General features: G+C 67.5%; 25 protein-coding genes. 8 read left to right on the forward strand and 17 right to left on the reverse strand.

The genetic code is table 11. The features are described 5' to 3' along the window. Positions 1–81 precede the first annotated feature (81 nt). Positions 82–2214, reverse strand: coding sequence for a methylmalonyl-CoA mutase (gene scpA / locus PSA7680_RS02390; protein WP_085867056.1), 2133 nt, complete (start codon positions 2212–2214; stop codon positions 82–84). A gap of 136 nt (positions 2215–2350) precedes the next feature. Between scpA and PSA7680_RS02395 the strand changes: the two genes are divergently transcribed. Further along, a complete protein-coding gene (locus tag PSA7680_RS02395; RefSeq protein ID WP_085867057.1) occupies positions 2351–2815 on the forward strand; it encodes a DUF4174 domain-containing protein in 465 nt (154 codons plus the stop codon). A gap of 19 nt (positions 2816–2834) precedes the next feature. On the opposite strand, the gene PSA7680_RS02400 is transcribed toward PSA7680_RS02395, so the two are convergent. The 6 genes from PSA7680_RS02400 to PSA7680_RS02420 all read right to left on the reverse strand — a co-directional run bounded on the left by PSA7680_RS02400 (position 2835) and on the right by PSA7680_RS02420 (position 8230). Next, positions 2835–4865 carry an acetyl-CoA carboxylase biotin carboxylase subunit gene (locus PSA7680_RS02400; RefSeq protein ID WP_085867058.1) on the reverse strand — a complete coding sequence of 677 codons (2031 nt, stop codon included), beginning with the start codon at positions 4863–4865 and terminating at the stop codon, positions 2835–2837. Positions 4866–5153: 288 nt separating this feature from the next. Beyond that, positions 5154–5513, reverse strand: a complete 360-nt coding sequence (locus tag PSA7680_RS02405; protein ID WP_085867059.1) for a hypothetical protein — start codon at positions 5511–5513, stop codon at positions 5154–5156. A gap of 48 nt (positions 5514–5561) precedes the next feature. Next, entirely contained in the window at positions 5562–5696 is a 135-nt protein-coding gene (locus PSA7680_RS19055) for a hypothetical protein (RefSeq protein ID WP_275936508.1), read from the reverse strand. Positions 5697–5877: 181 nt separating this feature from the next. After that, positions 5878–6288, reverse strand: a complete 411-nt coding sequence (locus PSA7680_RS02410) for a DUF6497 family protein (RefSeq protein ID WP_275936509.1) — start codon at positions 6286–6288, stop codon at positions 5878–5880. 36 nt (positions 6289–6324) lie between these two features. After that, on the reverse strand, positions 6325–6687 hold the full coding sequence (locus tag PSA7680_RS02415; protein WP_085867060.1) for a hypothetical protein: 363 nt from the start codon (positions 6685–6687) through the stop codon (positions 6325–6327). A 10-nt stretch (positions 6688–6697) separates the two neighbouring features. Next, on the reverse strand, positions 6698–8230 hold the full coding sequence (locus PSA7680_RS02420) for an acyl-CoA carboxylase subunit beta (protein WP_085867061.1): 1533 nt from the start codon (positions 8228–8230) through the stop codon (positions 6698–6700). Between the two features lie 217 nt (positions 8231–8447). Here PSA7680_RS02420 and PSA7680_RS02425 point away from each other — a divergent pair, with 217 nt between their 5' ends. Together PSA7680_RS02425 and PSA7680_RS02430 are read left to right on the forward strand one after the other, a co-directional pair. Then, positions 8448–9662, forward strand: coding sequence for a multidrug effflux MFS transporter (locus PSA7680_RS02425; RefSeq protein WP_085867062.1), 1215 nt, complete (start codon positions 8448–8450; stop codon positions 9660–9662). Positions 9663–9729: 67 nt separating this feature from the next. Next, positions 9730–11133, forward strand: coding sequence for a helix-turn-helix domain-containing protein (locus tag PSA7680_RS02430; protein ID WP_085867063.1), 1404 nt, complete (start codon positions 9730–9732; stop codon positions 11131–11133). 155 nt (positions 11134–11288) lie between these two features. On the opposite strand, the gene PSA7680_RS02435 is transcribed toward PSA7680_RS02430, so the two are convergent. The 6 genes from PSA7680_RS02435 to betI all read right to left on the reverse strand — a co-directional run bounded on the left by PSA7680_RS02435 (position 11289) and on the right by betI (position 17826). Continuing rightward, positions 11289–11531, reverse strand: coding sequence for an HP1242/YdcH family protein (locus tag PSA7680_RS02435; RefSeq protein ID WP_085867140.1), 243 nt, complete (start codon positions 11529–11531; stop codon positions 11289–11291). 113 nt (positions 11532–11644) lie between these two features. Continuing rightward, complete coding sequence (locus PSA7680_RS02440; RefSeq protein WP_085867064.1) at positions 11645–12307, reverse strand: thermonuclease family protein; 663 nt, start codon at positions 12305–12307, stop codon at positions 11645–11647. Between the two features lie 82 nt (positions 12308–12389). Then, positions 12390–14048, reverse strand: a complete 1659-nt coding sequence (betA, locus tag PSA7680_RS02445) for a choline dehydrogenase (protein WP_085867065.1) — start codon at positions 14046–14048, stop codon at positions 12390–12392. A 171-nt stretch (positions 14049–14219) separates the two neighbouring features. Beyond that, a complete protein-coding gene (betB, locus tag PSA7680_RS02450) occupies positions 14220–15680 on the reverse strand; it encodes a betaine-aldehyde dehydrogenase (RefSeq protein ID WP_085867141.1) in 1461 nt (486 codons plus the stop codon). Positions 15681–15721: 41 nt separating this feature from the next. After that, positions 15722–17242, reverse strand: coding sequence for a choline-sulfatase (betC, locus tag PSA7680_RS02455; protein ID WP_085867066.1), 1521 nt, complete (start codon positions 17240–17242; stop codon positions 15722–15724). Further along, positions 17239–17826, reverse strand: a complete 588-nt coding sequence (betI, locus tag PSA7680_RS02460; RefSeq protein ID WP_085867067.1) for a choline-binding transcriptional repressor BetI — start codon at positions 17824–17826, stop codon at positions 17239–17241. Before betI ends, betC begins: the two co-directional genes overlap by 4 nt. Before the next feature lie 85 nt (positions 17827–17911). On the opposite strand from betI, the gene PSA7680_RS02465 reads away from it, so the two are divergent. The 5 genes from PSA7680_RS02465 to PSA7680_RS02485 all read left to right on the forward strand — a co-directional run bounded on the left by PSA7680_RS02465 (position 17912) and on the right by PSA7680_RS02485 (position 22502). Beyond that, the gene (locus tag PSA7680_RS02465; protein ID WP_085867068.1) at positions 17912–18838 is read left to right on the forward strand and encodes a choline ABC transporter substrate-binding protein; all 927 of its coding nucleotides are present in this window, start codon (positions 17912–17914) and stop codon (positions 18836–18838) included. A 137-nt stretch (positions 18839–18975) separates the two neighbouring features. Continuing rightward, a complete protein-coding gene (gene choW, locus PSA7680_RS02470; protein ID WP_085867069.1) occupies positions 18976–19809 on the forward strand; it encodes a choline ABC transporter permease subunit in 834 nt (277 codons plus the stop codon). Beyond that, complete coding sequence (gene choV, locus PSA7680_RS02475; protein WP_085867070.1) at positions 19806–20828, forward strand: choline ABC transporter ATP-binding protein; 1023 nt, start codon at positions 19806–19808, stop codon at positions 20826–20828. Before choW ends, choV begins: the two co-directional genes overlap by 4 nt. 163 nt (positions 20829–20991) lie before the next feature. After that, the gene (locus PSA7680_RS02480; protein WP_085867071.1) at positions 20992–21831 is read left to right on the forward strand and encodes a glycosyltransferase family 32 protein; all 840 of its coding nucleotides are present in this window, start codon (positions 20992–20994) and stop codon (positions 21829–21831) included. An 83-nt stretch (positions 21832–21914) separates the two neighbouring features. Then, on the forward strand, positions 21915–22502 hold the full coding sequence (locus PSA7680_RS02485; RefSeq protein ID WP_085867072.1) for a peptidoglycan-binding domain-containing protein: 588 nt from the start codon (positions 21915–21917) through the stop codon (positions 22500–22502). 242 nt (positions 22503–22744) lie between these two features. Here PSA7680_RS02485 and PSA7680_RS02490 read toward each other — a convergent pair whose 3' ends face one another. The 4 genes from PSA7680_RS02490 to hflK form a co-directional block, all read right to left on the reverse strand. After that, entirely contained in the window at positions 22745–24142 is a 1398-nt protein-coding gene (locus PSA7680_RS02490; protein ID WP_085867142.1) for a Do family serine endopeptidase, read from the reverse strand. A gap of 240 nt (positions 24143–24382) precedes the next feature. Next, positions 24383–24574, reverse strand: coding sequence for a DUF2065 domain-containing protein (locus PSA7680_RS02495; RefSeq protein ID WP_085867073.1), 192 nt, complete (start codon positions 24572–24574; stop codon positions 24383–24385). Continuing rightward, the gene (hflC, locus tag PSA7680_RS02500; RefSeq protein ID WP_085867074.1) at positions 24571–25440 is read right to left on the reverse strand and encodes a protease modulator HflC; all 870 of its coding nucleotides are present in this window, start codon (positions 25438–25440) and stop codon (positions 24571–24573) included. The genes PSA7680_RS02495 and hflC overlap by 4 nt, the downstream gene beginning before the upstream one ends. Next, a complete protein-coding gene (hflK, locus tag PSA7680_RS02505) occupies positions 25440–26600 on the reverse strand; it encodes an FtsH protease activity modulator HflK (protein ID WP_085867075.1) in 1161 nt (386 codons plus the stop codon). Before hflK ends, hflC begins: the two co-directional genes overlap by 1 nt. Between the last annotated feature and the right edge of the window lie 9 nt (positions 26601–26609).

The following is a 26609-nucleotide window of genomic DNA, read 5'->3' on the forward strand; positions in this document are numbered from 1 at the left end:
CCGCCGCCCGTGCCAATAAAAAACGCCCGCCGGCCTCCTCTTGCCAGCGGGCGTGGGTGCGCCGGGTGATCCGGGGAAAGATCAGCCGCGCGCGTTCCGGATCAGGTCGAGGATTTCCTGCGCCGCCTGCGGAATGTTGGTGCCGGGGCCGAAGATCGCCTTCACGCCGGCCTCCTTCAGGAAGGCGTAGTCCTGCTGCGGGATCACGCCCCCGCAGATCACGATGATGTCGTCCGCCCCCTGCGCCTTCAGCGCCTCGATCAGCTTGGGCGCCAGCGTCTTGTGGCCGGCCGCCTGCGAGGAGATCCCGACGATGTGCACGTCGTTGTCCACCGCGTCCTGCGCGGCTTCCTCGGGCGTCTGGAACAGCGGCCCCACGTCCACGTCGAAGCCGATGTCGGCGAAGGCCGTGGCGATCACCTTGGCGCCGCGGTCGTGGCCGTCCTGGCCCATCTTCACCACCAGCATCCGCGGGCGGCGCCCCTCGGCCTCGGCGAATGCCTCAACCGATTTCTGGATGGCCGCGAAGCCCTCGTCGCCCTCGTAGGCCGCGCCGTAGACGCCGGCGAGCGTTTTCACTTCGGCGCGGTGGCGGCCGAAGACCTTTTCCATGGCCATGCTGATCTCTCCCACGGTTGCGCGGGCACGGGCGGCTTCCACCGCGAGCGCCAGCAGGTTGCCTTCGCCAGAGCGCGCGCCCTCTTCCAGCGCCGCGAGCGCCGCGTCGCAGGCGGCCTGATCGCGGGTGGCGCGGATCTTTTCGAGCCGGGCAATCTGGGCCTTGCGCACGGCGACGTTGTCCACGTCGAGGATGTCGATCGGATCTTCCTTCTCGAGCCGGAACTTGTTGACCCCGACGATCACCTCGTCGCCGCGGTCCACGGCGGCCTGGCGGCGGGCGGCGGCCTCCTCGATGCGCAGCTTGGGCATGCCGCTGGCCACTGCCTTCGTCATGCCGCCCATCTCCTCGATCTCCTCGATCAGCTTCCAGGCCTCCTCGGCCAGGTCGCTGGTGAGTTTCTCGACGTAGTAGGAGCCCGCCAGAGGATCGACGACATTGGTCACGCCGGTCTCGTTCTGCAGGATCAGCTGGGTGTTGCGCGCGATGCGGGCGGAGAAATCCGTGGGCAGCGCGATGGCCTCGTCGAAGGCGTTGGTGTGCAGCGATTGCGTGCCGCCGAGCACCGCGCTCATCGCCTCGTAGGCGGTGCGCACGATGTTGTTGTAGGGGTCCTGCTCCTGCAGGCTGACGCCGGAGGTCTGGCAATGGGTGCGCAGCATCAGCGAGCCCGGCTTCTTCGGGTTGAACTCGCTCATGATGCGGTGCCACAGGAAGCGCGCCGCGCGCAGCTTGGCCGCCTCCATGAAGAAGTTCATGCCGATGGCGAAGAAGAACGACAGCCGCCCGGCGAAGGCGTCCACGTCGAGCCCGCGCGCCAGCGCCGCGCGCACGTATTCGCGCCCGTCGGCCAGCGTGAAGGCCAGTTCCTGCACGAGGTTCGCGCCCGCTTCCTGCATGTGGTAGCCGGAAATCGAGATCGAGTTGAACTTCGGCATCTCCTGGCTGGTGTATTCGATGATGTCCGCGATGATCCGCATCGAAGGCTCGGGCGGATAGATGTAGGTGTTGCGGACCATGAACTCCTTGAGGATGTCGTTCTGGATGGTGCCCGAGAGCAGCGCGCGGTCCACCCCCTGCTCTTCGCCGGTGACGATGAAGTTGGCGAGGATCGGGATCACGGCGCCGTTCATCGTCATGGAGACGGAGATCTTGTCGAGCGGGATGCCGTCGAAGAGGATCTTCATGTCCTCGACGGAATCGATGGCCACGCCCGCCTTGCCCACGTCGCCCACCACGCGCTCGTGATCGGAATCATAGCCGCGGTGCGTGGCGAGATCGAAGGCCACCGAAACCCCCTGCTGCCCGGCATCCAGCGCGCGGCGGTAGAAGGCGTTGGATTCCTCGGCCGTGGAGAAGCCGGCGTATTGGCGGATGGTCCAGGGCCGGCCGGTGTACATCGTGGCACGCGGGCCGCGGGTGAAGGGCGGCACGCCGGGCATCCCGCCCATGTGATCGAGGCCCTCGGTATCTTCTTCGGTGTAGACGGGCTTCACCGCGATGCCTTCCGGCGTCCGCCAGGTCAGATCCTCCAACGGGCGGCCGCGCAGTTCCTTCTCGGCCAGCGTTTCCCAGGTTTTCTTGGGGTCGGTCATGAGTCCATCCTCATTCGATCAGGCGGCCAGCGCCGCCGGCGCCACCGGGAGGGGCGGCAAAAATTTCGTGATTACAGGCGCTTTGCCCGTGGATTTTGCCCATGCAGCGCATATATCGTGAGGCACAGGAGGCCGCATGAAGCAGTTTGTTGCCCTGGCACTGGCTGGGCTGATCTTGAGTTCCAACGCCCCCGCATCGGCGCAGGAGGCCACGGCGACCGTGCCCGCGATGGTGCCGGAGTTCGCGGTGATCGACGCGCAGGACGCCGAACTGGATGCGTTTCTTTGGGTGTCCCGGCCGATCGTCGTTTTTGCCGACACCGACGCCGACCCCCGCTTCCACCAGCAGATGGAATACCTGCGCGCCGAATGGCCGATGCTGGCGGAGCGCGACGTGGTGGTGATCACCGACACCGACCCCGCGGCGGCCTCGGCCATCCGCACCAAGCTGCGCCCGCGCGGCTTCATGATGACGCTCATCGGCAAGGACGGGCGCGTGGCCCTGCGCAAACCCCAGCCCTGGACGGTGCGCGAGATCACCCGCACGATCGACAAGATGCCCGACCGGGTGCAGGAGATCCGCGAACGCCGCGGCTCGTAGGGGCTGCGCAGGGCGAGGCTCATTCGAACTCCATGATCACGTCGTCCACCGCCAGGCTGTCGCCCGGGCCGGCATTGATCTTGGACACCACCGCCTTCTTCTCGGCGCGCAGGATGTTCTCCATCTTCATCGCCTCCACCGTGCAGAGCGCCTGGCCTTCCTGAACCTCGTCGCCCACCTCGACATTGACCTGCACGATCAAGCCCGGCATCGGGCAGAGCAGCATCTTGGAGGTATCCGGCGGCAGTTTCTCGGGCATCAGGGCGGCCAGTTCCGCCTGGCGCGGGGTGCGCACGTGCACCTTCAGGTCCGCGCCGCGGCTGCGCAGCCGGAAGCCCGAGGTGATCTTGTTCACCTTCAGCACCAGCGGCGCGCCGTCCAGATCGATGCGTGCAAGGCTCTTGCCCGGTGTCCAGTCCGAGGCCACGCGGTGGCGGGTGCCATCCTCGAAGGTCACCGTGGAGCCCTCCGGATCGGCGGCGATGGAGAGCGGGAAGCTCTGGCCCTGAAGGCTCACCACCCATTCGGTGCCCACGGTGCGCTCGTGGTTGTCCATCCGGCCCGACACGCGGGTGCGGCGGATCTCGGCGACGCGATACATGGCGGCGGCGGAGGCGGCGATCTTCTTCAGCTCGGCCTCGGGCAGGGTCACGCCCTCGAAGCCGTCCGGGTATTCCTCGGCGATGAAGGCCGTCGTCATCTCGCCGGAGATGAAACGCGGATGGTCCATCACGGCGGAGAGGAACGGCAGGTTGTGGCCGATGCCCTCCACCTCGAAACTGTCCAGCGCCACGCGCATCGCGGCGATGGCGGCGTCGCGCGTGGGGGCCCAGGTGCAGAGCTTGGCGATCATCGGATCGTAATACATGCTGATCTCGCCGCCCTCGTAGACGCCGGTGTCATTGCGCACCACCACGTCCCCGGCCGCGCCCGGCGCGGTGCCCGGCGTGTAGGCGGCGGTTTCCGCGGGCGGGCGGTATGTGGTGAGCCGGCCGATGGAGGGCAGGAAGTTGCGGTAGGGATCCTCGGCGTAGAGCCGGTTCTCGATGGCCCAGCCGGTGAGCTTCACGTCCTCCTGCGTCAGCGAGAGTTTCTCGCCGTTGGCCACGCGGATCATCTGCTCCACGAGGTCCACGCCGGTGATCAGCTCGGTGACCGGGTGCTCCACCTGCAGACGGGTGTTCATTTCGAGGAAGTAGAAGTTCTTCTCCCCGTCCACGATGAACTCCACCGTGCCGGCGGAGGCGTAATCCACGGCCTTGGCCAGCGCCACCGCCTGCTCGCCCATGGCCTTGCGGGTGGCCTCGTCGAGGAAGGGCGACGGCGCCTCCTCCACCACTTTCTGGTTGCGGCGCTGGATCGAGCATTCGCGCTCGCCCAGGTAGATGCCGTTGCCGTGGCCGTCGCAGAGCACCTGGATCTCGATGTGACGCGGCTGGGTGACGAATTTCTCGATGAAGATGCGGTCGTCGCCGAAGGAATTGGCGGCCTCGTTCTTGGAGGATTGGAAGCCCTCTCGGGCCTCGGTGTCGTTCCACGCAATCCGCATCCCCTTGCCGCCGCCCCCGGCGGAGGCCTTGATCATCACCGGGTAGCCGATCTGGTTGGAGATCTTCACCGCCTCCTCGGCATCCTCGATCAGCCCCATGTAGCCCGGCACCGTGGAGACACCCGCCTCCTGCGCGATCTTCTTGGAGGTGATCTTGTCGCCCATGGCTTCGATGGCGCCGGCGGGCGGCCCGATGAAGGCCACGCCTTCCTTGGCCAGCGCCTCGGCGAAGAGCTTGTTTTCAGACAGGAACCCATAGCCCGGATGCACCGCCTGCGCGCCGGTCTGGCGGATGGCGTCCATGATCTTGTCGATCACGATGTAGGATTGGTTCGCCGGCGCCGGGCCGATGTGCACCGCCTCGTCCGCCATCTTCACGTGCAGCGCCTGCCTGTCGGCGTCGGAATAGACGGCGACCGTCTTGATGCCCATCTTGCGGGCCGTCTTGATGACGCGGCAGGCGATTTCGCCCCGGTTGGCGATCAGGATCTTTTCAAACATGGTGGGCCTTTGTCTTCCAGAGGGATGGCTGGGCGCATTCGCGCGCACGCCGGATCGCCCATGCGGCACGCGGGGGATGCGCATGGAAAAGAGTGGCCTGCGGGCAAACGCCTGCAGACCACCGAGAAGGGGAAGGGTAACGGTATTGACATACGCGGGATGGCACAGTGCTGAGATCGCCACCCGCGGAGCGAGTGGAGCACGGACGGGCACGCCGATCAAAGCCTTTGCCTGCCGCAGCGTCAGGCTGGGCCGAAATCCGCTCAAATCCGTGCCCCCCGCGCGACATCATGCCGAATACGTCCCGTTGTAGACATCGGGGAAGGAGCGGCGCATCTGCTCCACGTCGATGCGCAGCAAGGCTTCGTAGCTCACCGGGTCGAACGGGTCCTCGACGGCCACGACCTCGCGGCCGAAGAGCCACGACAGCCGCCCGGCATCGAGATTGCCGCGTTCGAATTCCTCTTCGCCGAAATGCTCCCAGAGCGCCCACATGAAGCCTTCGTCGGCGCGGCGGTCGGCCGGGCGCCTGTCGGCGTAGCGCTCACGCGCCACGAGGGGCGTCGCGCCCTTCGGGTTGGCGCGGCGGATGGTGAACTGGTAGTCGGTGCCGGGCAGCCGGCTGGGGAAACCGCGATGCTTCAGCATGGCCGGCCCTCCGCGTTGCGCAGGGCGGCCGGAAGCTGCCGTGCGGTGTCAGTATTTGGTGTAGCTGGGCTCTTGCGAGATCGGCTCGGGCTCGATGTAGACGACTTCCTCTTCCTTGCCGCCGCAGGCCGCGAGCAGGGTGAACAGGCCGAGCGCCAGCAGGGCGGATGCGCGAGGGAACATGGCTTTCTCCTATCGATTGCGCGAGCGGAGCGAAGTGGCGCAAAGGCGCCCTGTCCGGCCGCAGAAACATCGGCCACGGGGCCGTGGCCTGCGGCAAGGATACCCCGGATCGCGCCATCGCCATAGGCTTTCGTGGCCGCGCCCTGCGGCCAGGCCGCCCGTATCGTCACGATCCCGACCATCAGAAGCCATCCCATACGCAGCTGGAGCCTTCGGGCCGGTAGGCCTCGAAGAACTGCACCACATCCGGGGCCATCTCGCCGAAGGGCACGGGGCGATCGGAGAGCGAGATGATGATCTGGCTCACGCCCGGCCCCTGGTCCGCCAGCCGCGGGAGGGCGTAGGATTCGCAGAGAAACGCCATGTCGGCCTCGGCCTCGTCGAACCCGACCTGCGCCTCACCGTCAGCGATCAGCGGCGCGATGAAGCGAAACCGCATCGTCAGCCCGGCCGGGCCGGGCTCGCCCCAGATCATGTCGTGGAAGGTGACGGGCTGCCCCGAGGGCACGGCGATGGCTTCCGAGCTCACGGCCGGTGCCAGCAGCGCCGCGAGGGCCAGGGCGGAGAAAGCGGTGCGGAGCGTCGGCCTCATGGCAAGGCCCTCCGGCGGCGTCGGTTCTGGACAAGATCAGGCATCGCGCGTCTCCTTCGGCAGGGGTTGGGCATGTGCCGACCACCTTGCACGAAGCGGCGCGGAGGCCAAGAGTTCGGCTATGCGCGCCTCCGCCTGAGCGCGCGGAAAGCTGCGGGCATCGACCTGCCCGCCGGCCGTCACCCGCACGCCCTCGGCGGTATCCTGAACCGAAACCACGGGGGAGAAGCCGCGCAGGTTGCGCAGGCAGCGCCAGAGATCCTGCCGGATCTGCATGGCAAGCCGGCCATGGCGCGCGCACGGCAGATCGGTGCGCGCCGCGATGTCGAAGCGCGGCGGCAGGCGGCGGGCGATCGTCGTCCGCCCCTCCTCGCGCAGGATATGCCAGCTGCCCGCCATGCCCGGAGCCCTACAGCGGGATGTTGTCGTGCTTCTTCCACGGGTTCGACAGCTGCTTGTTGCGCAGCGATGCGAACGCGCGGGCCACGCGGCGGCGGGTCGACTGGGGCTGGATCACCTCGTCGATGAAGCCCCTCTCCGCGGCCACGAAGGGGTTGGCGAAGCGATCCTCGTAATCCTTGGTGCGCGCCGCGATCTTCTCGGGCTCGCCCAATTCGGAGCGGTAGAGGATCTCGGTTGCGCCCTTGGCGCCCATCACCGCGATCTCGGCGGTGGGCCAGGCGTAGTTGAAATCGCCGCGCAGGTGCTTGGAGGCCATCACGTCGTAGGCGCCGCCATAGGCCTTGCGGGTGATGACGGTGACCTTCGGCACCGTGGCCTCGCCGTAGGCAAAGAGCAGCTTGGCGCCATGCTTGATCACGCCGCCGTATTCCTGGCTGGTGCCCGGCAGGAAGCCCGGCACGTCCACCAGGGTCAGGATCGGGATTTCGAATGCGTCACAGAAGCGTACGAAGCGGGCTGCCTTTCGAGAGCTGTCAATATCCAGGCAGCCCGCCAGTACCATCGGCTGGTTGGCCACGACCCCGACAGTCGAACCTTCCAAGCGGATGAACCCCGTGATCATGTTTTTCGCGTAGTCTTCCTGGATCTCGTAGAAATCCCCCTCATCGGCGACCTTCAGGATCAGTTCCTTCATGTCGTAGGGCGTGTTGGGGTTTTCCGGGATCAGGGTGTCGAGCGAGGTTTCCACCCGCGCCGGATCATCGAAGAACGGGCGCACCGGCGGTTTCTCGCGGTTGTTCAGGGGGAGAAAATCCACCAACCGCCGCACCTCGGCCAGCGCCTCGACGTCGTTTTCGAAGGCGCCATCGGCGACAGAGGATTTCTTGGTGTGGGTGGAGGCCCCGCCCAGCTCCTCGGCGGTGACCACCTCGTTGGTGACGGTCTTCACCACGTCCGGGCCGGTGACGAACATGTAGGAGGTGTCCTTCACCATGAAGATGAAATCCGTCATCGCGGGCGAGTAGACGGCCCCACCGGCGCAGGGCCCCATGATGACGCTGATCTGCGGCACCACGCCCGAGGCCATGATGTTGCGCTGGAACACCTCGGCATACCCAGCGAGCGAGGCCACGCCCTCCTGGATGCGCGCGCCGCCGGAATCGTTGAGCCCGATCACCGGCGCGCCGTTCTGCATCGCCATGTCCATGATCTTGCAGATCTTCTGGGCGTGGGTCTCCGAGAGCGAGCCGCCGAAGACGGTGAAATCCTGCGAGAAGACGTAGACCATCCGGCCGTTGATCGTGCCCCAGCCCGTCACGACGCCGTCGCCCGCGGGCCGCTCGGCCTCCATGCCGAAATCGGTGCAGCGGTGGGCGACGAACATGTCGAACTCCTCGAAGGACCCCTCGTCGAGCAGCAGCTCGATCCGTTCACGCGCGGTGAGCTTGCCCTTCTTGTGCTGCGCATCGATGCGGCGCTGCCCGCCGCCCATGCGCGCCTGTTCGCGGCGCTCTTCCAGTTCGCTCAGAATGTCCTTCATCGGATCCCCCCAAGGTGAATTCGCCCCGAAAATACCGCCGCCGCCCCCGGCGAGGGAAGCAAAATACCGAATATTTGCAAATTATTCCCAACGATGCTCCATCAAATTGCAAACCTGCAAACAAATGCACGGGAGCCGCCCCGTGCCCCGATTGGCGTTTGACAAACACACGCTCAAATTGCAGTGGGTATATCAACAGCCCGAGATAGCCGCCCCGATGACATCCAGACCAACGGTCCGCTTCCTGGACCGAAAGACACCGCCCACGATCTTCACGCTCATCCTGCTGGCTGGGATCTCCGCGCTGTCGATGAACATCTTCCTGCCGTCGCTGCCGAACATGACGGCGCATTTCGACACCGAGTATCGGTTGATGCAACTTTCGGTTGCGCTCTACCTCGGGGTGAACGCGCTGCTGCAGGTCATCGTGGGGCCGATTTCGGATTTCCTCGGCCGGCGCCCGGTGATCCTGGGCAGCATGGCGCTCTTCTGCCTCTTCACGCTCGGCTGCATCATCGCCCCCACCGTCGAGATCTTCCTCGCCTTCCGCATGGCGCAGGCCGTGGTGGTGGCGGGCATGGTGCTCTCCCGCGCGATCGTGCGCGACATGGTCCCCCAGGAAGAAGCCGCCTCGATGATCGGCTACGTCACCATGGGGATGTCCATCATTCCGATGATCGGCCCGGCCATCGGCGGCGTGCTCGACACCGCCTTCGGCTGGCAGGCGAACTTCTGGCTGCTGCTGCTCTGCGGGCTCTTCGTGCTCTGGCTGACATTCACCGATCTCGCCGAGACCTCCACCGCCAAGGACGCCGGCTTCCGCAGGCAGTTCTCGGAATACCCCGAGCTTCTGTCCTCCCCCCGCTTCTGGGGCTACAGCCTTGCCGCCGCCTTCTCCTCCGGCAGCTTCTTCGCCTACCTCGGCGGCACCCCCTTCGTCGGCAGTGACGTGTTCGGCCTGTCGCCCGCCGTCCTCGGCGTCTACTTCGGCGCGCCCGCCATCGGCTATCTCGCCGGCAACTACTGCTCCGGCCGGTTCTCGGTGCGCTTCGGGATCAACCGGATGATCCTCTGGGGCACGCTCTTCACCGCCTTCGGCATGGGGCTTTCGCTGGTGCTCTTCTCCGCCGGCCTCGGCTCCGCCCTCGTGTTCTTCGGCTTCATGACCTTCGTCGGCATCGGCAACGGGCTGGTGCTGCCCAACGCGACCTCGGGCATGCTTTCGGTGCGCCCGCATATCGCCGGCACGGCCTCGGGCCTCGGCGGCGCGATCATGATCGGCGGCGGCGCCGCCCTCTCCGCCCTCGCCGGCGCCCTGCTCAGCCCCGGAAGCGGCGCCCTGCCGCTGCTGTGGATCATGTTCGCCACCTCCGTCATGGCCGTGGCCTGCACCCTCTACGTCATGCGCCGCAGCCAGCAGGTCATCGCCTGATCCGCCCCTTGCACCGCGCGCTTTGCAAAGGTTAGATGCGAGCAACGCAAATCTGCAAAGGCGCCCCATGGCCACCCAGAAACTCTATGCCGGCGTGAAACTGCGCGAGACGCGATCCCGCCTCGGCCTCACCCAGAAGGCCTTCGCCGAGAAGCTGGGCGTCTCCCTGCCCTACCTCAACCAGATGGAGAACAACAACCGCCCGGTCTCCACCGGCGTGGTGCTGGCGCTGGCGCAGGAATTCGGCTTCGACGTCACGGAACTCTCCACCGGCGATGCCGAACGCATCGTCACCGACATGCGCGAGGCGATCGCCGATCCCGTCTTCGCCGACAGCGCCCCGCCGCTCGCCGACCTGCGGCTCGTGGCCTCCAACGCCCCGGCCCTCGCCCGTGCCTTCCTCGAGCTGCACCGCGCCTACCGCCAGACCCATGAACGGCTCGCCTCGCTGGACGAAGCCCTTGGGCGCGAGGACGCCCGCGTGCAGCCCTCCCCCTGGGAGGAGGTGCGCGATTTCTTCCACTACTGCGACAACTACATCGACGCCGTGGACCGCGCCGCCGAACGCTTCGCCTGCCCCGACGGCGAGCGGCAGGATCCGGAGGTCCGCGCCCGCGAGGCCCTCGCCGAGCGCGGAATATCCGTCACCCTCGCCGACAGCGGCGACATCCGCGGCTACGATCCGCAGAGCCGCACGATCACCCTCTCCGCCCGCGCTTCAGGCCCCACCCGGCGCTTCCAGCTGCTGCACCAGCTGGCCCTTCTCACCCAGGAGGATCTGCTGGAAGCCACGCTGGATCTCGCCCGGTTCCAGAGCGAAACCGCGCGCGAGATCGCCAAGATCGGCATGGCGAACTATTTCGCCGGCGCGGCGCTGCTGCCCTACGGCGCCTTCCTGGCCGCCGCCCAGGACACCCGCCACGATCTCGAACGCCTCGCCCATATGTTCGGCGCCTCGCTGGAGCAGGTCAGCCACCGGCTCTCCACTCTGCAACGCCCCGGCGCCAAGGGCATCCCCTTCTTCTTCGTGGTGGTCGATCAGGCCGGAACCATCACCAAGCGCCATTCGGCCACCCTGCTGCAGTTCGCCCGCTTCGGCGGTGCCTGCCCGCTGTGGAACGTCCACCGCGCCTTCGAAACCCCCGGCCAGTTCCTGCGCCAGCTGGCCGAAACACCCGACGGCGTGCGCTACTTCTGCCTCGCCCGCGCGATCAGCAAATCCGGCGGCTCCTACGATTCCCCCGTGCGCCGCTTCGCCATCGGCCTGGGCTGCGAGGTGAAACACGCCGGCAGCCTCGTCTACGCCGACGATCTGGACACCACCCGCGCCGCCGCCTTCGAGCCGATCGGCATCTCCTGCCGCATCTGCGAGCGCCCCGACTGCCACCAGCGCTCCGTGCCGCCGCTGGAGCGCAAGCTGCGGGTGGATTTCACCCAGCGCGGCCTGCTGCCCTACCGCATCGACGGCTGATTTCCTCTCGCCCCAAATACCTCGGGGGTGCGGGGGCGGCGCCCCCGCGTCCGCGCGCAGCCCGCCCCGAAGCAGCCACCCCGAATCAAAAGCGCCGCGGGAGGAAAGGACTAAACCTCCCGCAGCGCCCAAATGCTCAACGTCCTCCCGGCGTCTCAGTCCACCGCGCTGAGCATTTTCCAGATCTCGTCCTTCAGGGCCATGCGCTTCTTGCGCATCTCGCCTTCATGCAGATCATCCGTCGGAGCGATGTTGGTCTCCGCCCGATGCACGGCGTCGTTCACCTCCTGGTAGTCTTCCATCAGGCGGGCGAAATGCGCGTTCTCCTGCTTCAGCCGGCTGATTACCTCGATCTTGTCGGGGAATTCCTCGGCCAGGGCGTGCGGTGTATTGGACATCTGCGTCTCCATCTTTCCGTTGCAGACAACAGGTAGGAGCGCGCAGGCAGGGCTGCCTTGATCGGGATCAAATCCGGGGCGATTTCCACGCCGCCGAAACGCCTGCCCGCGGCCTAACGGCGGGCGCGACGCCAGCCCGCGGCGCGGGCCTCGGCTTCGGAGCAGAACCAGCGCTCGCCCTTGCCCGTGCTGATGCGCACCTTGCCGTAGTGCTGCTGCCCCGGCAGGTGGTAGATGCGGCCGTTGCCGGAGATGTTGCCCTTGATCACGCAGCCCTCCGTGCCCGGGCTCCATGCCGGCTCCGGCGCGGTCCGCGCGCGGCGATGATCCTCCGGGCGCGCCACCTCCCCGGCCCAGATCCCGCGCCCGGCGAAGGCCGCTTCCTTCTCGAGATCAACGTAGTCCAGCGCATACTTGCGGTAGGCCATGGCCGCGCCGCGCCGCACCATCTCGGCGGCCACGTCCCGACCGCCGGCCTCGCAGCGCGCCACGCTGCGCCCGTAGCGGTCCACGTCGCGCCGCTCGCAGCGCAGCCGCCGGCCCGCCACGATCCGCACCAGCTCGTCCCGCGCCCAGCGCCCGCAGTCCCAGACCTGCCCGTCCGCCCCCTTGCAGGATTGATCCAGCTCCGGCGCGTCGATCCCGAAAAGCCGCACGCGCTCCGAACCCAGCCGCAGCGAATCACCATCCGTCACCTGCACCGCGCCCGACAGGGGCGCGGCGGCGGCCGGCAGGGAAAAGAGCATCAGGCAGAGGGCGGGCAGAAGGCGCGTCATGGGTCCGCGCTACGGCCCCCGGCGCGGGGCTTCAAGGGCGATCGGCACCTTTGGTTAACGATTTGTCAGGAGTTGCCGGAAATCAACGCTGCGCCTCGCGCCAGTTCGGGTGGATCCAGGGCGCGTCATTGGCCGGGGCAAGCGGTGCCCGGCCGAGGATGTGGTCGCTGGCCTTCTCCCCCACCATGATGGAGGGGCCGTTGAGATTGCCGTTGGTGATACGCGGAAAGATGGAACTGTCCGCCACCCGGAGCCGCTCGACGCCGATCACCCGGCATTCCGGGTCCACCACCGCCATCGGATCGCTCGCCGCCCCCATGCGCGCGGTGCCGCAGGGGTGGTAGGCGCTTTCGGCGTGCTCGCGGATGAAGGCGTCCAGTTCGTCATCGGTCCGCGCATCCGCACCCGGCTGAATTTCCTTTTTGACGAAGGGCTTGAAGGCCTCCTGCGCGAAGATTTCGCGCGTCAGACGCAGGCAGGCGCGGAAGTCGATCCAATCCTGCTCGGTGGACATGTAGTTGAAGAAGATCCGCGGGGCCTCGCGCGGATCGGCGCTCTTCAGCGTCACCTCACCGCGCGAGGGCGAGCGCATCGGGCCCACGTGCGCCTGGAAGCCATGCCCTTCGGCCGCCGCGCGCCCGTCGTAGCGCACTGCGAGCGGCAGGAAGTGATACTGGATGTCGGGGTAGTCCACACCGGCCCGGCTGCGGATGAAGGCGGCGCTTTCGAACTGGTTGGAGGCCCCGAGCCCGGTTTTGGTAAACAGCCACTGGGCGCCGATCAGCGCCTTCGAGAACAGGTTCCAGTGCTTGTAGAGCGTGACCGGCCTGGCAGCCGCCATCTGGAAATAGACCTCCAGGTGATCCTGCAGGTTCTTGCCCACGCCGGGGCGGTCGGCCACGACATCGATGCCGTGAGCGGCCAGTTCGGCCGCCGGGCCGATGCCCGACAGCAGCAGGAGCTTGGGCGAGTTGATCGAGGAGGCCGCGAGGATCACCTCGCGGCGCGCGCGGATCACCTGCGTCTTGCCGCCGCGCAGGATCTCGACGCCGGTGGCCCGGCCCTCCGCGATCACCACGCGCGTGGCCAGCCCCCGCACGAGCGCGCAGGTGTCCCGCTTCAGCGCGGGGCGCAGGTAGGCGTTGGCCGCGGACCAGCGCCGCCCCTTCCAGACGGTCTGCTCCATCGGGCCGAAGCCCTCCTGCTTCTCGCCGTTGTAGTCGTCGGTCGTCTCGTAGCCGGCCTGCCGGCCGGCCTCCACGAAGGCCGCGTGCAGCGGGTTGTCGCGCGGGCCGCGGCTCACGTGCAGCGGGCCGTCGGTGCCGCGCCAGCGCGGATCGCCCCCGTGGCCGCCGTCGTGCCAGTTCTCCATGCGCTTGAAGTAGGGCAGCACGTCGGCATAGGCCCAGCCCTGCGCCCCGGCCTCGGCCCAATGGTCGAAATCCTTCGCGTGGCCGCGCACGTAGACCATGCCGTTGATCGAGGAGGAGCCGCCGATCACCTTGCCGCGCGGCGTGGCGAGGCGGCGGTTGTTGAGATGCGGCTCCGGCTCGCTCTGGTAGCCCCAGTCATAGACGCGCATGTTCATCGGGTAGCTCAGCGCCGCCGGCATCTGGATGAACGGCCCGGCATCGCTGCCGCCGTGTTCGATCACCAGCACCGAAGCGCCTGCCTCGCTCAGCCGGTAAGCCATTGCACAGCCGGCCGAGCCGGCCCCCACGATTACGAAATCCGCTTCCATTCCGTCACTCATTCCCTACGGGCCCCGGCGATCCGCCCGGCGCCTTTTTCCATGTGTTTTCCCGGGGCCACGCCGCGCCAGCGGCGCCGGGCCCGACAGCGGCCAAGCGCCCTGAAAGGGCGCGCCGCGCCGCTGGCGGGAACCCCGCGCCCCGTGCCCGGACGCTCCCTGCTAGAAAGGCGCTTCCACGTCGCCCATCCGCACGTAGACGGATTTGACCTGGCTGTAGTGGGCGATGGCCTCTTTCGAGGTCTCCCGCCCCACGCCGCTCATCTTGCTGCCGCCGAAGGGCGCTTCCACCGGGGCATCGTTGTAGGAGTTGATGAAGCAGCTGCCCGCCTCCAGCGCGCCGATCACCCGGTGCGCGCGGGTGAAATCGCGGGTGAACACCCCGGCCGAGAGGCCGAAGGCGGTGTCGTTGGCCCGCGCGATCGCCTCTTCCTCGGTGTCGAAATCCAGCACCGCCATGACCGGGCCGAAGATCTCTTCGCGGGCGATGGTCATGCCGTCGGTGACATCGGCGAAGACGGTGGGCTCAAGGAAGAACCCCTCGCGCTGCGCCCGTCCGCCGCCATGCACCAGCCGCGCGCCCTCTTCCACGCCCTTGGCGATGTAGCCCTGTACGATCTCCATCTGGCGTTCGCTCACCATCGGCCCGAAGTTCACCGCCTCGTCCAGCGGATCGCCCATCACCACGCCGGTGGAGAGCCGCTCCTTCAGGCGGGCCAAGAAGGCCTCCTTGATGCCCTTCTGCACGAAAACCCGCGTGCCGTTGGAGCAGACCTGCCCGGAGGAATAGAAGTTCCCCAGGATCGCTCCGCCCACGGCGTTTTCCAGATCGGCGTCATCGAAGATCAGAAGCGGGCTCTTGCCGCCCAGCTCCATCGTGACGTGCTTCATGCCGTCCGCGGCGGCGGCATAGACCTTGCGCCCCGTCGGCACCGAGCCCGTGAGCGAGACCTTGGCCACGCGCGGATCCGAAACAAGCGCCGCGCCCACCTCGCCCATGCCCTGCACCACGTTGTAGACGCCGGCCGGCAAGCCCGCCTCGTGCAGGATCTCGGCCACCTTCAGCGCGCAGAGCGGCGTGGTTTCGCTGGGCTTGAAGATCATGGAATTGCCGCAGGCCAGCGCCGGCGCGCCCTTCCAGCAGGCGATCTGGGTGGGGTAGTTCCACGCGCCGATCCCGACGCAGACGCCGAGGGGCTCCCGGATCGTGTAGACCCAGTCGCGCCCCAGCGGGATATGCTCCCCCGTGAGGCTGCCGGCGAGCCCGCCGAAATACTCCAGCGCATCGGCGCCCGAGGTGGCGTCCACGTAGAGCGTTTCCTGCATCGGCTTGCCGGTGTCGAGCGTCTCCAGTTCCGACAGCGCGCGGTTGCGCTCGCGGATGATGTCGGCGGCGCGCCGCAGCACGCGGCCGCGCTCGGTGCCGCTCATCGCCGCCCAGATCTTCTGGCCGGCCGCGGCGGCGGCCAGCGCCTCCTCCACGATGGCGGGGGTGGCGGCATGGACCTGCGCAATTCTTTCGCCGGTGGCGGCGTAGATCACCGGGATCGGGGTGCCGGCGGTATCTTCCACGTAGCGGCCGTTGATGAAATGGCTGGCGACGGGCTGGGCGTTGGGGCGCATCGGATCGTCCTTGTTCATTCGGATGGGGCGCGCGGACGGCATCATTCGCCGCGAGGGAAGCGCGCCTCTTCTTCGAGCGTGTTGAGGTTCATGTGGTTGCGCATGAAGCGCCGGGTGTCATCGTGCGGCGGGGTGTATTCCCACGGCGTGTAGCGGCCCTTGCGCAGGGCGTCGTAGACGACCCAGCGCCGGGCCTGGCTGGCGCGCACCTCGGCGTCGAATGCCGCCAGATCCCAGCGCGCATCGGCCTTGGCCCGCAGCGCGGCCAGCGTGCCCTGGTGGGCGGGGTGTTCGGCCAGGTTTTCAAGCTCGTGCGGATCGGCCTCCAGATCGTAGAGCAGATCGGGATCGAGCGCACAGCGGATGTATTTCCACTTGCCGTAGCGCAGGCAGACGAGCGGCGCCTGGCTGCTTTCGGCGGCGTATTCCATGCGAACCGGCGCCGTGCGCTCCGCCCCGCGGGTGAGCGGCAGCAGGCTTTCACCCTCGCACCACGGCGCGATTTCTTCGGCGGGCACGCCGGCGATCTCGCAGAGCGTCGGGGCCACGTCCAGCAGCGAAACAGGCGCCTCGTGCCGGCCCGGCGCGATGCCCGGCCCCGTATCGGCCCCCGCGATCATCAGCGGCACGCGGGCGGAGCCTTCCAGAAAGCTCATCTTGAACCAGAGCCCGCGCTCGCCCAGCATGTCGCCGTGATCGGAGGTGAAGAGGATCACCGCCTCCTGCCGCGTGGCCTGTAGCGCCTCCATCACCTCGCCGATCTTCTCGTCGATGTAGGAGATATTGGCGAAATAGGCCCGGCGGGAGCGCTGAACGTCCGTTTCGGTGATGGTGTAGTTCTCGAAATCGTTGGCCTCAAAAATCCGGCGGCTCTGGGCATCCTGCTCGGCGAAGGGGATGGGCGGCACCTCGGGCATGAGATGCGCGCAATCCTCGTAAAGATCCCAGTATTTGCGCCGCGCCACGTAGGGATCATGCGGATGGGTAAAGCTCACCGTCAGGCACCAGGGGCGCGCATCCTTGCCCCGCGCCAGATCGTAGACCTTCGCCTTCGCCCGCGCGGCCACCTCGTCGTCATATTCGAGCTGGTTGGTGATCTCGGCCACGCCCGCGCCGGTGACGGAGCCCATGTTGTGATACCACCAGTCGATGCGCTCGCCGGGCTTGCGGTAATCCGGCGTCCAGCCGTAGTCGGCCGGGTAGATGTCGCTCGTCAGCCGCTCCTCGAAGCCGTGCAGCTGGTCGGGGCCGACGAAATGCATCTTGCCGGCGAGGCAGGTCTGGTAGCCGCTGGACCGCAGGTGGTGGGCGAAGGTGGGCATGTCGGGCGCGAATTCGGCGGCGTTGTCGTAGACGCCGGTGCGGCTGGGCAGGCAGCCCGTCATGAAGCTCGCCCGCGCCGGGCCGCAGAGCGGCGAGGCCGTGTAGGCGTTGGAGAACCGGGCAGAGCGCGCCGCCAGCCGCTTCAGGTTGGGCGTGTGCAGCCAATCGGCCGGTCCATCGGGAAAGAAGGTCCCGGCCAGTTGGTCCACCATGAAAATCAGGATGTTGGGCGCCGTCATTGAAGCGCCCCCCGCGCCAGGGCCGGGCGCAGCACACCGAGAACCATCTCCGCGGCCGCTTCCGACGCCATGGGAGCGCCCGAAAGCGCCTGACGGATGTAGACACCGTCGATCAGAGCGGCGATGCTGCGCGCGATCTCATCGGCGTTCCTGCCGGTGAGAGGCCGCAGATCATGGAGCAGATTCGAATGCAGCCGCCGGTGATACAGCCGCAGCAGACGCGCCGCCTCGGGCGATTGCTGGGCCTTCACGTAGAAGTTCAGCCACGCCGAGATCACCTCGGGGCCGAACTGGGCATCGGTGAAGCTGGCGCGGATGATCGCCTCGAGGCGGGCGCGCGGATCGGTCTTGCCGTGCAGCGCCGCCCGGACCTCGCGGCCGTAGGCGGTGAGGATGTGGCGCATCGCGGCGAGGAAGATCTGATCCTTGCCGCCGAAGTAGTGGTGCGCCAGCGCGCTGGAGACCCCGGCCCGCTTTGCAATCTGGCTCACGGTCACGTCGAGCGAGCCCGCGGCCCCCACTTCGGCGATCGTCGCCAGCACCAGCGCCTCGCGCCGGATCGGCTCCATTCCGACCTTCGGCATGCTAAACTCCGTAAACCACTTGCCAGATTGAGTCTGGTGGTTTTTAATTGACTCGTCAATCAAGAAAAAACAGGGAGCGCCCCTCATGACCCTTCGCACCACCCTCTCGGCCGTCGCCCTCGCGGCCCTCGCCGGGCAGGCCGCCGCAGACTGCGGCACCGTATCCTTCTCCGACGTGGGCTGGACCGACATCACCGCCACCACCGCCGCCACCACCTTCGTGCTGGATGCGCTCGGCTACGAAACCGACATCAAGGTGCTCTCGGTGCCGGTGACCTACACCTCGCTCGCCAACGGCGACATCGACGTCTTCCTCGGCAACTGGATGCCGACGATGGAAGCCGACATCGCCCCCTACCGCGAGGCCGGCACGGTGGACACCGTGCGTGAAAACCTCTCCGGCGCGAAATACACGCTGGCCGTGAACAAGGTCGCGATGGACATGGGCATCAAGGATTTCGCCGACATCGCGAAATTCGCCGACGAGCTGGACGGCGAGATCTACGGCATCGAGCCCGGCAACGACGGCAACCGCCTGATCCAGTCGATGATCGACAGCAACGCCTTCGGCCTCGAAGGCTTCTCCGTCAAGGAAAGCTCCGAGCAGGGCATGCTGGCCCAGGTGGCCCGCGCCACCAAGAAGGGCGATCCGATCGTCTTCCTCGGCTGGGAGCCGCACCCGATGAACGCCAACTTCGAGATGGGCTACCTGACCGGCGGCGATGATTTCTTCGGCCCCAACCTCGGCGGTGCCAGCGTGTTCACCAACACCCGCGCCGGCTACGTGGAAGAATGCCCCAACGTCGGCAAGCTGCTGATGAATCTCGAATTCTCCCTCGCGATGGAGAACGAGATCATGGGCGCGATCCTGAACGACGGCGCCGATCCTCAGGACGCCGCCTCCGCCTGGCTGGCCGCGCATCCGGACGCTTTCATGGCCTGGCTCGACGGCGTGACCACCAAGGACGGCGGCGACGCCGTGGCCGCCGTGAAAGCTGCCCTGGGCATGTAAGCCCGGCGCAACCTGACCGCCTTGGGCGGGCGCGGCCCCACGACAAGAGGGCCGCGCCCGCCCGCAGGCGCAGACAGGCTCGGCCCGGCGGTGCCGGGCGGAAAAGAACCCGCAATCCCCCACGACAAGGCGAACGGATGGACTGGCTCACAGAGTACAAGATCCCGGTCGGCAAGGCCGCCGCGGCGGTCTTCGACTGGTTGCAGGAATACGGCGAGTGGTTCTTCGACGGGCTGGCCACGATGATGGAGGCGCTGATCGACGGCATTCTCTGGGTGCTCCAGACCCCGCCGCCGCTCCTGATGGTGCTGGTCTTCGTCGGCATCACCTGGCTGCTGCAGAGAAGCTGGAAAACCTGCCTCTTCGTGGCGCTCGGCTTCCTCTTCATCCTGAACCAGGGCTATTGGGAAGAGACGACCGAAAGCCTCACGCTAGTGCTCTCGGCCTGCGTCGTCTGCATGGGGATCGGCGTGCCGATCGGCATCGCCACGGCGCACCGGCCCCGGCTCTACGGCTTCCTGCGCCCGATCCTCGACCTGATGCAGACGCTGCCCACCTTCGTCTACCTGATCCCGGCCATCGTCTTCTTCGGCATCGGCATGGTGCCGGGGCTGATCGCCACGGTGATCTTCGTGCTGCCCGCCCCGATCCGGCTCACCCACCTCGGCGTCTCCTCGACGCCCACGCCGCTTCTGGAAGCCGCCGAGGCCTTCGGCGCCACCCCGCGCCAGACGCTCTGGAAGGTGGAGCTTCCCTACGCGCTGCCCCAGATCATGGCCGGGCTGAACCAGACGATCATGCTCTCGCTGTCGATGGTGGTGATCGCGGCGCTGGTGGGGGCCGACGGGCTGGGCGTGCCGGTGGTGCGCGCGTTGAACCAGGTCAACACCGCGCTCGGGTTTGAAAGCGGCTTCGTCATCGTCGTCGTCGCCATCATGCTGGACCGCATCCTGAGGGTGGAACGCAAATGAGCGCCGTAGAATTCGACAATGTTTCCATCGTCTTCGGAGAAGATCCTGAAGCAGCCCTGCCGCTGATGGACGCCGGCCGGAGCCGCGCAGAAGTGCAGGTGGACACTGGCCAGGTGCTGGGCGTGCACGATTGCTCGCTGACGGTGGAACAGGGGGAAATCCTCGTGCTGATGGGGCTTTCGGGCTCCGGCAAATCCACCCTGCTGCGCGCGGTGAACGGGCTCAACCCGGTGGTGCGCGGCTGCGTGCGCGTCAACGACGGCGATCGCATGGTGGATGTCACCCATGCCGACACCGCCACCCTGCGCCAGATGCGCCAGCACCGCATCGCCATGGTGTTCCAGCAGTTCGGCCTGCTGCCGTGGCGCAGCGTGCGCGAGAACGCGGGGCTGGGGCTGGAGCTTGCCGGCCTGTCGCGCAGCGCGCGCGATGCCAAGGTGGACGAGCAGCTGGCGCTCGTCGGGCTGTCGGACTGGGCCGAACGCAAGGTGGGGGAGCTTTCGGGCGGGATGCAGCAGCGCGTCGGGCTGGCGCGCGCCTTCGCCACCGAAGCGCCGATCCTGCTGATGGACGAGCCCTTCTCGGCGCTGGATCCGCTCATCCGCACCAAGCTGCAGGACGAGCTCCTGGAGCTTCAGGCCAAGCTCAGGCGCACGATCATCTTCGTCTCCCACGACCTGGACGAGGCCTTCAAGATCGGCAACCGCATCGCGATCATGGAAGGCGGGCGCATCGTGCAGTGCGGCACGCCGCAGCAGATCTTCTCGGCCCCTGCCAACGATTACGTGGCCGATTTCGTGGCCCACATGAACCCGCTCGGCGTGCTCTGCGCCCGTGACGTGATGGAGCCGGCCACCGGCGCCTGCGAGGTGACGGTGGCGCCGGACGACCGCATCCAGATGGTCATGGACCGGATCACCCACACCGGCGCGCCAGTGGGCGTGGTGGAAGGCGGACAACTGCTGGGGCAGATCACCAAGGACACGGTACTGGCCAAGCTTCTGGATCCGCGCGGCTAGCGGCAGGGCCACGGCCGGGAGGGGGCGCTGCCCCCGCCCCTTCGGGGCTCCCCCGAGGTATTTGGGGCAAGAGGAAGGGGGCCTGATCCGCGGGGGCGCGAAACCTCTGGAGATGGCGCGCCAATCGGCTAGGCTGGCGCCGGATGCACTATTCGGAGCCACCATGCTGCCAACCATTGCGAGCTATTGGACGGGATCGGATCTGAGCTTCTTCGAGCAGGTCGTGATCCGCTCCTTCCAGGACGCCGGGCACGCGGTGCGGCTCTACGTGACGGGGCCTGTCGGGGGGGTGCCGGCGGGCGTAGAGGTCCGCGAGGCCGAGGCGCTCTGCCCCGCCCCCTTTCCCATATCCGACGGCGATCGCACGCGGGTGGCGGTCTATTCGGACCTGCTGCGCCTGCACATCCTGCGGGAGGGGGGCGCGATCTGGGCGGATCTCGACGCCTACTGCCGCCGCGCCTTCGATTTCGACGGCCCCCATGTCTATGGGCGCAACGGACGCGGACGGGTGTTGACCGGCGTCATGGGGCTGCCGCCTGAAAGCCCGACGCTGGCGGCCTTACTGGCGTTTCTCGAAACCGATAACCCCCTGATCCCCTGGCGCGGCGACGCCTATCGCGCGGAGGCGGCCGCGAAGCTGGCGCGCGGCGAAAGCTGGACGATCGCCGATCTGCCCTGGGGCGTGAGCGGGCCCAAGGGGTTCACCCATTTCCTGCGCCGCAACGACGAGATCCGCCACGCAAAGCCCAAGGAGGTGTTCTACCCGCTGATCCGAGAGGCGCTTGCGCTGCTGTGGCGGCCGGGCGCGGATCCGGCCTTGATCGAGCCGGAGGGCTGCCACTCGGTGCATCTCTTCGGCTCCACCCGGCGCGTGGTGGCGACCCATTTCGCCGGTCTGCCGCCGGAGGGCAGCTACCTCGCGGAAATCTGCCGCCGCCACGGCGTGGATCCCACCGCCGCACCGGCGCGCCTGCTGCCCTGGATGCAGCCGCGCAAGGGCTAGACGCGAGGAAAGCCCTTTTCGCCGGGCGGTGGATTTGGCAGAGTCGGGGCAACGACACATCAAGAAGATCGGCTTTTCGCGCAGTGCCAGCCAACCGCCCCGCCCGTTTCCGGCGCCCCGTTCAACTCCGGCGCCCTGTTGCCGCGCTCGCCGCTCTGGCGCTGCTCGCCGGCTGCGTGGAGCCCGAGCGGCGCCAGGTGGCCGTGGCCGCCGCCGACACCACGGGCTCGATCCGCACCCGGACGCAGGCGCCGGACGCGGAGGGCGACGGCCAGTGCTGGACGCAGGACACGCAGCCCGCCATCATCCAGACGATCACCGAACAGGTGCTCGTATCCCCCGCGCGCTATGACGACGACGACACGCTGCTCTCGCCCGCCACCTACGGCACCCAAACGCGGCAGGAGATCCTGCGCGAGCGCGCCGAGGTCTGGTTCCGCACGCCCTGCCCGCCCGAACTGACCGTGCCCTTCGTGGCGACGGTGCAGCGGGCGCTCACCGTGCGCGGCTACTACACGGGGCCGATCAACGGGCAGCTGGACGGGCCGACGCGGGCCGCGATCAAGGCCTACCAGACACCGCGCGGCCTGGAGAGCCAGACACTTTCGCTGGATGCGGCGCGCCAGCTCGGGGTGGCCGCCTATGGCCGGGAAACGCCGCAGGAAGGTTGAACCGGCGGCGGGCGCCCCTGATTCCATGGAAAATCCCGAAGGCAGGGGCGCGGCATCGTTTGGCCCCTTGGCCCGTGTTTGAGGATCCTGAGCCGCGAACGGGCGCACCAGAGGCGGGCCCGGAGGCACGGCGGCGCCCCGAGGCTGTGCCGGGCATGCAAAAGCCCCCGGAGGGCTTCCGGGGGCTCTGCGGCGTTCAGGGGGGCCGCACCGGGAATGTCACGGCGCGGTGGAGGGTCGGCCTACTCCAGTGAGAGGGCCACGAAGCGCGGCTCGCCGCCACGGCGGACCAGCAGCAGCAGGGATTTGCGCCCGGCGTCCTCGGCATCGGCGATCCGGTTTTCCAGATCCTCGATGGAGGCGACCTTCTGCTGGCCGGCCTCGGTGATGACGTCACCGGCACGCAGGCCCTTCTCGTAGGCTTCGCTCATCTCGTCGACGTCGGTGACGACGAGCCCGTCGGCGTTGGCGCCAAGTTCGAGCTGCTCGCGCAGGTCGTCGGACATCTCCGAGAGCGTCAGGCCGAGGATTTCGCTTTCCACCGGTTCGGTCGCCGGGGCGGAGGCCGGAACGGCGGCTTCGGCGGTTTCGCGGCGGCCCAGGGTCACGGCGAGGGTCTCTTCCTTGCCGTCCCGCAGGACGACGACATCCACCGTCTTGCCGATCTCGGTGTTGCCCACGCGACGAACCAGCTCGCGGGTGTCTTCCACGTCCTTGCCGTCGAAGGTGAGGATCAGATCCCCGGCCTTCATGCCGGCCTTGGCGGCGGGGCCTTCCGGCACGTCCGTCACCAGCGCGCCCTTGGCCTCTTCCAGCCCGAGGGCTTCGGCCACGTCGTCGGTCACGTCCTGGATGCGGACGCCGAGCCAGCCGCGTCGGGTTTCGCCGAATTCCTTCAGCTGCGCCACCACGCGCTCGACCACGGCGGAGGACATGGCGAAGCCGATGCCGATGGAGCCGCCGTTGGGCGACAGGATCGCGGTGTTCACGCCGATCACCTCGCCGTCCATGTTGAACAGCGGGCCGCCGGAGTTGCCGCGGTTGATGGCGGCGTCGGTCTGGATGTAATCGTCGTAGCTGCCCGACAGCGCGCGGTTGCGGGCCGAGATAATGCCGACGGAGACCGAGAAGCCCTGGCCGAGCGGGTTGCCCATGGCCATCACCCAATCGCCGACGCGGGCGACGTCGCTGTCACCGAATTCGACGAAATCGAGGGGCTTTTCGCTTTCCACCTTCAGCAGCGCGATGTCGGTGTTCGGGTCGGTGCCGATCACTTTCGCGGGCAGTTCACCGCCTTCGAAGAACTCGACGAGGATCTCGTCGGCGCCGTCGATCACGTGGTTGTTCGTCACCACGAAGCCATCGGCGGAGATGACGAAGCCGGAGCCCAGCGCCTGGCTGCGGCGCGGGCGGTTGCCCTGCCCGCCGCGGTCCTGGAACTCGCGGAAGAACTCTTCGAAGGGCGAGCCTTCGGGCACCAGCGGCGACGGGCCGCCGGTGGAGGCCGCCACGGTGGTGGTGGTGGTGATGTTCACGACCGCCGGGCTGATCTTTTCAGCCAGGTCGGCAAAGCTCTCGGGGGCTCCGCGCGCGATGGCCGGAGATGTCAGGGCCGGTGCCAGCAGCAGGGCGAGCCCCATCACCAGGATGCCCGCCTGCCTCGGCAGCGCCCGCACCGCGGAAAGAAGCGCGGCGGCGCCTGCCCGTGTCTGGATGTCCTGTGGTGTCACGGTATTCTCCTCTTCGTTCGGCGGCCGTCTCAGGGGCGCCTTTCATTGGAAAATTATGTTGGCGGCCGAAGCCTGACTTCAACTGCACGTGTGATCCCGCCTTTTCACATGGCCGTGATAAATTGGTAACAGTTGCCAGTTCGGCCGAAATCAAACAGCGCCCGACAGCCAGATCAGCAGGAAACCGCCGCCCATCGCGAACAGGCCGATCAGCCGGCGCGTATCCCGCGGGAGCGAGGCGATGAGCTTCACCAGCTCATCAAGGCGCGAAGGGGCCAGTGCGAACACCAGCCCCTCCACGAAAAGCACGAGCCCGAGGGCAAGAAGGATCGTCTCGATCACTCGCCCGTGGCCGATTTGAAGAATTGGAAGAATTCGCTGTCAGGCGAGAGCACCATCGTCGAATTCTCGGCAAGGAAGGCGCGCTGGTAGGCGTTCAGGGAGCGGTAGAATCGGAAGAAATCCTCATCCTCCCCGAAAGCCTCGGCGAAGATCCGGTTGCGTTCGGCATCGGCTTCACCGCGCACGATCTCGGCTTCGCGGCGGGCTTCGGAGACGAGCTCCACCACCGTCCGGTCGGCCTGGGCGCGCACGCGCTGCGCGGCTTCCTCACCACGGGCGATCTCATCCGCGGCTTCCCGTTCACGCTCCGCGCGCATCCGGGCGAAGGTCGCATCGAGGTTCGCCTGCGGCAGGTCGGTGCGCTTCAGGCGCACGTCGATCACCTCGAGGCCCAGCGCACGGGCTTCGGCGATGGCGCCGTTGCGGATGCGCAGCATGAGCGCGGCGCGGTCCGACGACAGGATGTCGTTGGAGCTCACAGAACCAAGGATTTCCCGCGTCTGGGCGCGCAGGATCGAATCCAGGCGGCTCTCGGCGGCGGCGACGCCCCCGACACCCACGGCCTGGCGGAACTGGCGCACGTCGGAGATGCGGTAGCGCGCGAAGGCATCGACCACGAGCCGGCGATCATCCAGCGGGGTGACCTCGAGCGGGCCGACCTCGCGGCTGAGGATGCGGTCGTCGTATTTCACGACTTCCTGGATCAGCGGGATCTTGAAGGCGAGGCCGGGATCCTCCTTCACGTCCACGACGCGGCCGAACTGCAGAACCAGCGCCTTCTCGCGTTCATCCACGATGAACAGCGCCGAAAGGATGCCCGCGGCGATCACCACGAGAACGGGAATGATAAACGTCGAGCGGCGCATCAGTTGGACCCTCCCTCGGTGGTGGATTTGCGGAGCTCGTTGAGCGGCAGATAGGGCACGACGCCATTGCCGGCGCCTTCACCGGCGCCCTCGTCGAGGATCACCTTGTCCACGCGGCCGAGCACCTGTTCCATGGTTTCGAGGTAGAGGCGCTTGCGCGTCACGTCCGGCGCCTTCACGTATTCCTCCAGAACGGCGGAGAAGCGGCTGGCTTCACCCTGGGCCTCGTTGACGACCTGCGCCCTGTAGCCTTCAGCCTCTTCGAGGGTCTGGGCGGCCTCACCACGGGCCCCCGCGAGCACGCGGTTGGCGTAGGCGTCGGCCTGTTTCTCGAGCCGGTCACGCTCCTGTCCGGCCGACTGCACGGCGCGGAAGGCGTCTTTCACCGGTTCGGGCGGATCGGCGCCGTCGAAGTTCACCCGCACGATGTTCACGCCGGAGTCGTAGCTGTCGAGGGTGAGCTGGATCAGGTCCTGAAGCCGATCGGCGATGATCCCACGATCGCGGTTGAGGATCGGCGCCAGCTCGGACTGCGCGATGATCTCGCGCATGGCCGATTCAGACACGGCCTGGATCGTCTGCTCGGGATCGCGCAGCGTGAACAGGTATTTCGCCGGGTCGGAAATGTTCCAGACCACCTGGAAATCGATGTCCACGATGTTCTCGTCTCCCGTCAGCATCAGGCCGCTGTCGGCCCCGCGGCTGCCGGCGCCGATCTCCACGATCTGTTCGCGGGTCACGGGGATGACCTCCTTCGTCACCACCGGCCAGGGCGCGAAGTTCAGGCCCGGCTCTCCCGTAGAGGCGTATTCCCCGAGGAACAGCTCAACGGATTTCTCTTCCGGTTTGACGGTATAGAAAGAGGCATAGGCCCAGAGCCCGGCCAGCGCGATGGCGCCGATGGCCACCGTGCCGCGGGTGATCTTGGGCCCGCCGTCGCCGGAGCCGCCGCCGCCATTGGGGCGGCCGCCACGGCCGCCGCCGCCCAGCAGCACCTTCAGCTGCTCCTGGCCCTTCTTCACAAGTTCATCAACGTCGGGAATCTGCGGATCGTTCTGCCCGGGGCGCTGACCGGGGCGATTGCCGCGGTTGTCGTCGTTGCCGCCTCCGCCGCCGCTGTTGCCGCCTCCCCCCCAGGGTCCGCCGTTATTTCCAGCCATCAAGCCTCT

Origin of the sequence: Pseudoruegeria aquimaris (genome assembly GCF_900172235.1) — a bacterium.
Lineage (GTDB): Bacteria > Pseudomonadota > Alphaproteobacteria > Rhodobacterales > Rhodobacteraceae > Pseudoruegeria > Pseudoruegeria aquimaris.